The sequence below is a fragment of the Nostoc paludosum FACHB-159 genome (genome assembly GCF_014698835.1).
In the GTDB taxonomy this organism is placed as follows: Bacteria; Cyanobacteriota; Cyanobacteriia; order Cyanobacteriales; family Nostocaceae; genus Nostoc; species Nostoc paludosum.
Genome location: NZ_JACJTU010000136.1, coordinates 1 through 4,411, shown reverse-complemented (window position 1 = coordinate 4,411; position 4,411 = coordinate 1). Strand labels below are relative to the sequence as shown.

Genomic DNA, 4,411 nt, shown 5'->3' with positions numbered 1-4,411 from the left:
ACTATCACTAACTATATCAAACCCTTATGACTCCGTTTTTACGAAGATATCAAAGTTTTGTCTAAAAGCTTTGAACAGTCTGGCTTTGGAGTTTTCGGACAAGTCTACTTGTTAGGATGGCTAATAATGCTTGCAGCGTTAGCGTTGCTTAACAAAGTGGGAGCACCCGTTTTGGCTACTTCTTCTAGCACTCACAAAACAGCACAGTTAAAAAGCTGGATTGGTTTATTGATAGCACCTTTTGTCGCCACTGGTACACTGATGTTAATCAATCGATTAGGCTCCCTCGACAGTTTGGGTGGAGTATTAGTCGGTGGAGCAGTTAGTATTTGGTTTGGGGTTGCAGGTTTAAGTTGGCTGATTGTGATGAGACGGCTACAAATGCCATCACCTAGAGCTTTGGTAATTGCCATAGCTTTGTTTATCATCTTGTGGATTGGTTTTGGGGCAATGGCACAGGTAGTATGGTTACAGTGGTGGTTAATTACATCACGTTTGCAGATTTTTCCTATTCTGGCAGTAGCTTGTTTTCCTTGGTTTTTAGCTTCTGGAGTGGCGCAGCAAAATCTGAATTTTGGTCAGCGATTTTTGTGGTGGCTCGGACAAAGCACAGTCTTAGTAGGTGGTTTTATTCTAGTGGTTTCTTATCTGCCACAACTAAGCTTTATTTACCTCTTACTGCCATTATTTCCCGTATTTATGTTGATTTTATCATTTTGTTCTGGATTGCTGAATAATTCTTGGGGTTATGCTCTTGGTAGTACTTTATTTTTTGGTTGGGTACTAGCATCTGCCTTTCCATTGTCAAGTTGACTTTGTTTGCTGGCTATGGTGAATAAATCTTATTGGAATATTAATAGCTTCTTAAGCTGCAATTAAACCTGATTTACTAATTAATTTTGTTAATACGTAAATACTTAAAATCTAAGTTTTGCTTTTTTTGTAGGTAAGGATTTTATGGAGCGTGTAAATTTTCAGCGCTTGCTATCAACTACAGCAAAGCGGCGACGTTTCCTGCTCGGTGCTGGGACATTGACTGCAAGTGCTATGGCCAGTCTTTGGACTCATAAAGTTGCCGCCAAGTCAAGATTCTCTGCCTATCCTTTCAGCCTTGGTGTTGCTTCTGGCGATCCTTTACCAGATAGCGTAATTTTATGGACAAGGCTAGCTCCAGATCCTTTAAATGGTGGTGGAATACCGCCTGTAAACGTGCCAGTACGGTGGCAAATTGCTTCGGATGAGAACATGAGAAAAGTTGTGCTACGGGGCGTAACACTAGCAACCCCTGAATTAGCGCATTCTGTCCATGTCAATGTGCGTGGGTTACAGCCTGACCGTTGGTATTGGTATCAGTTTACAGTGGGTAGTGAAGATAGTCCCATTGGTCGTACCCGTACTGCTCCAGCGATTGGCGCTAGGTTAAATCAGCTGAACTTTGCGTTTGTTACTTGCCAAAAATGGGAGGATGGTTTCTATTCTGCTTATCGTCGCTTAGCTGAAGAAAATTTAGATTTGGTTTTTCACTTAGGTGATTATATTTACGAATACGGTATCCCTGCCACAGGTGGTGTACGCAACGTTTCTTTACCTGAAGAATTTAGAAAAGAAACGAATACCCTTGAGCAATACCGCCTTCGATATGCTCTATATAAAACTGACCCCGATTTACAAAAAGCTCACGCCTTGTTTCCCTTTATAGTCACCTGGGACGACCACGAAGTTGAAAATGACTATACCGATGACATTTCGGAAAATAACGATCCGGTCAAAAAGTTTCTCAAAAGGCGTACAGCTGCTTATCAGGCTTATTATGAGCATCAGCCACTACGGGAATTTTCCCTACCACAGGGGCCAGATATGCTGATTTACCGTCGGCTGACTTTTGGCAATCTGGCTGAGTTTAACGTACTTGATAGCCGCCAGTATCGGAGCGATCAGCCATGCGGTGATGGTGAAACACCCCGTTGCCCAGCAGCGCTAGATCCATTTAAAACTATGCTCGGTACTCAGCAGGAACGCTGGCTGCTTGATGGTCTTGACCGTTCTCAAGCACGTTGGAATATACTTGCCCAACAAGTACTAATGGCACAACTAGATCATCAAGTCGGGCCAGGCGAAATCTTTTGGAACGACTCATGGGATGGATATCCGCTTGCACGTAATCGTGTTTTAAGTCACATCGCCAGCCGCCGGATTTCTAACCCAGTGGTGATTACTGGCGATTGGCACTCTACATTTGTTAATGACCTGAAGCTGAACTTTAAGGCTTCTAACTCTCCAACAGTGGCTACAGAGTTCGTGACTCCTTCGATTACTAGTAATGGTGATGCAAATGTCTACGGCCCCTACTATGGCCCAAAGATTCCAGAAAACCCACACATTAAGTTCTTTGATGGCGATCGCCGAGGCTATTTCCGAGTTAACCTTAACTACAAACGTTGGCAGACTGACCTGCGTATTGTTACCACTGTAAGCCGTCCAGATGCCCCTATATACACTTTTGCTTCGTTTGTTGTTGAGAACGATCGGCCAGGTGCGATTCGTGTATAGAAAGCAAAGGGCTGTCACTGCCTCATTAAAGGAGTTGATTCGCTAACGCTAAACTATAGAATCTCAAATCCAAGTCATTTCTCAAATTCGAGATTTTGTCAAGGATTTTCAACAGCAGAAACTGACTATTCAAGAATTTCTTGCTGGCCCAGTTTCTCTATATTCCTCTAAGGAAGAATTACTTCAAGATATTTTGGAACAGATGTTATCAGAATTAATCTGAGCAGAACTTGTTGATTAACCAACCCTTGTACAATTTAGCTTTCTTAATTGCGAATTGCTCTCTTCTCTACGAGACGCTGCGCTTTTCGTAGCGGGGCGTAGCAAGAGTGCGAAAAGCAGGGAATTGCTATCAGTCTGGCAGCAACTTAGAATCCCAAATGTAAAGTCCTTTTTCCTCTGGCACTCTAGAGAATCTTCCTGTGCGGTAACCGCGCGATAATTCGTTCAGTACGCTTGGTCTAACTTGTTGCACCTGTTCTGGTTTGAGTTTTCCATATAATTGGTTGATAACTTCAGGCACATCAAAAACTGTTGTAGGATTCTTTTGCATCAACGAACTAATCGCATCAATCAAAAACTTCCCGTCAAACTCTGCTTTCATGGGAATGCTATTAGCTTTGGCGTGTGGGTCTGGTTTTTTGGATTGAGTTGGACTCGGCTTTGAAGAACTATTTTTGCGCGACGAGTTGAGTAATTTCAAATCTTTGGTGTAGTAACCAGGTTTACCCGGAACGAGCGACCATTTACCGCTTTCTTTTCCTTGAGTCAGTGTTGAGTGGACTCTACCTTTTACTACTTTAGTTGTTTTTGGCTCTAACTCTCCATACAGCGATCGCACAATCAAATCTATATGGCAGACACTACCAATATGTTGATGTAACAGCTTTTCAACCGCTTCGATGCGTCTTAGAGAGTGGTATTCACCCACCATTGGAATGTCCTGCCCCAACAACGATTTGTTTGGCGCACTGCTTGCTTGTTCTAAGCTGGTAGACTCTGCTGCTGCTGGTTCATCTTCAAGGAGGGATGAGGAAATAGTACTGGGCTGGACTAATTCGCTGGTGGTTTCTACACTGTTGTCACTGTTGTCACTGTTGTCGAAAGTTTTGCTTTCTTGGGCAGCATAAAAAGACTCATCAGATTGAATTTGAGTCTGGGGAATCTCAAAGCTTTCACCATTAGACAAGCTTTCTACCACACCAGAAGCAGGCTGGTTCTCTTCTAGTGGCAAGTTGATATCTTCTTGGCTTTGAGAAGATACGTTTTCTGTTACTAAATCGCTTACTTGTGGTACGTCAGTCTCGTTCGCTTCTCCTAATTCTGGTTCGGTTTTCGAGTCCTCACCAGAATTGCTATCCAAGCTTTTTTGAGCAGGTAAAGTCAAAATTTCTTCTGTCGCTTCTCCAGAGGAGCCATTAGTGTCTGCCTCCTCTTTCAAAGCCCAGTTAGATAACAGTGCTTCTACATGAGTTAGATTCTCTAAAGCTTCTGTGTACAATTTTCCATACTTTTCTACCAGTGGAGCGTAATAATCTTTAATTGACAATAGTGTTAGAAGAAATTTTTGGGGAGGAGGCTGTATCTGCATCTAAGTATCCATGAAGTTTTAATTCCGCGTTCGGGCTATTACTTTCACGTCTATTGCAAGTATGTTATTGGGGCGACTGAGATTTGCACTCTTTCTTGTGTAGCTCAATCACATCTCTAGTACTTAACACACAACTGAAAACGCATGATAGTCCTTTACTGTTCTAGTGGGTCAAGTGGCATGGTCATAGCCAATGCTCAAGAAGAGTCTTAATGCGTTTAATCGGACGACGGGTATAAGCCCCCGAACCAGCCAGTCGATGTTGTTTTT

General features: G+C 42.8%; 3 protein-coding genes. 2 read left to right on the top strand and 1 reads right to left on the bottom strand.

The window, feature by feature from the left end; genetic code table 11:
• The first annotated feature begins 57 nt into the window (after positions 1-57).
• Both H6H03_RS41060 and H6H03_RS39265 read left to right on the top strand, forming a co-directional pair.
• Positions 58-813, top strand: a complete 756-nt coding sequence (locus tag H6H03_RS41060; protein WP_242058235.1) for a hypothetical protein — start codon at positions 58-60, stop codon at positions 811-813.
• A 144-nt stretch (positions 814-957) separates the two neighbouring features.
• Positions 958-2,550: an alkaline phosphatase D family protein gene (locus H6H03_RS39265; protein WP_190960375.1), complete on the top strand. Its 1,593-nt coding sequence runs from the start codon at positions 958-960 to the stop codon at positions 2,548-2,550.
• 352 nt (positions 2,551-2,902) lie between these two features.
• Here H6H03_RS39265 and H6H03_RS39260 read toward each other — a convergent pair whose 3' ends face one another.
• Positions 2,903-4,141, bottom strand: coding sequence for a hypothetical protein (locus H6H03_RS39260; protein ID WP_190960374.1), 1,239 nt, complete (start codon positions 4,139-4,141; stop codon positions 2,903-2,905).
• Between the last annotated feature and the right edge of the window lie 270 nt (positions 4,142-4,411).

Excerpts from the sequence above, each read along its gene's own strand:
- H6H03_RS39260 (WP_190960374.1), bottom strand. The coding sequence starts at position 4,141 with ATGCAGATACAGCCTCCTCCCCAAAAATTTCTTCTAACACTATTGTCA.
- H6H03_RS39265 (WP_190960375.1), top strand. The coding sequence starts at position 958 with ATGGAGCGTGTAAATTTTCAGCGCTTGCTATCAACTACAGCAAAGCGG.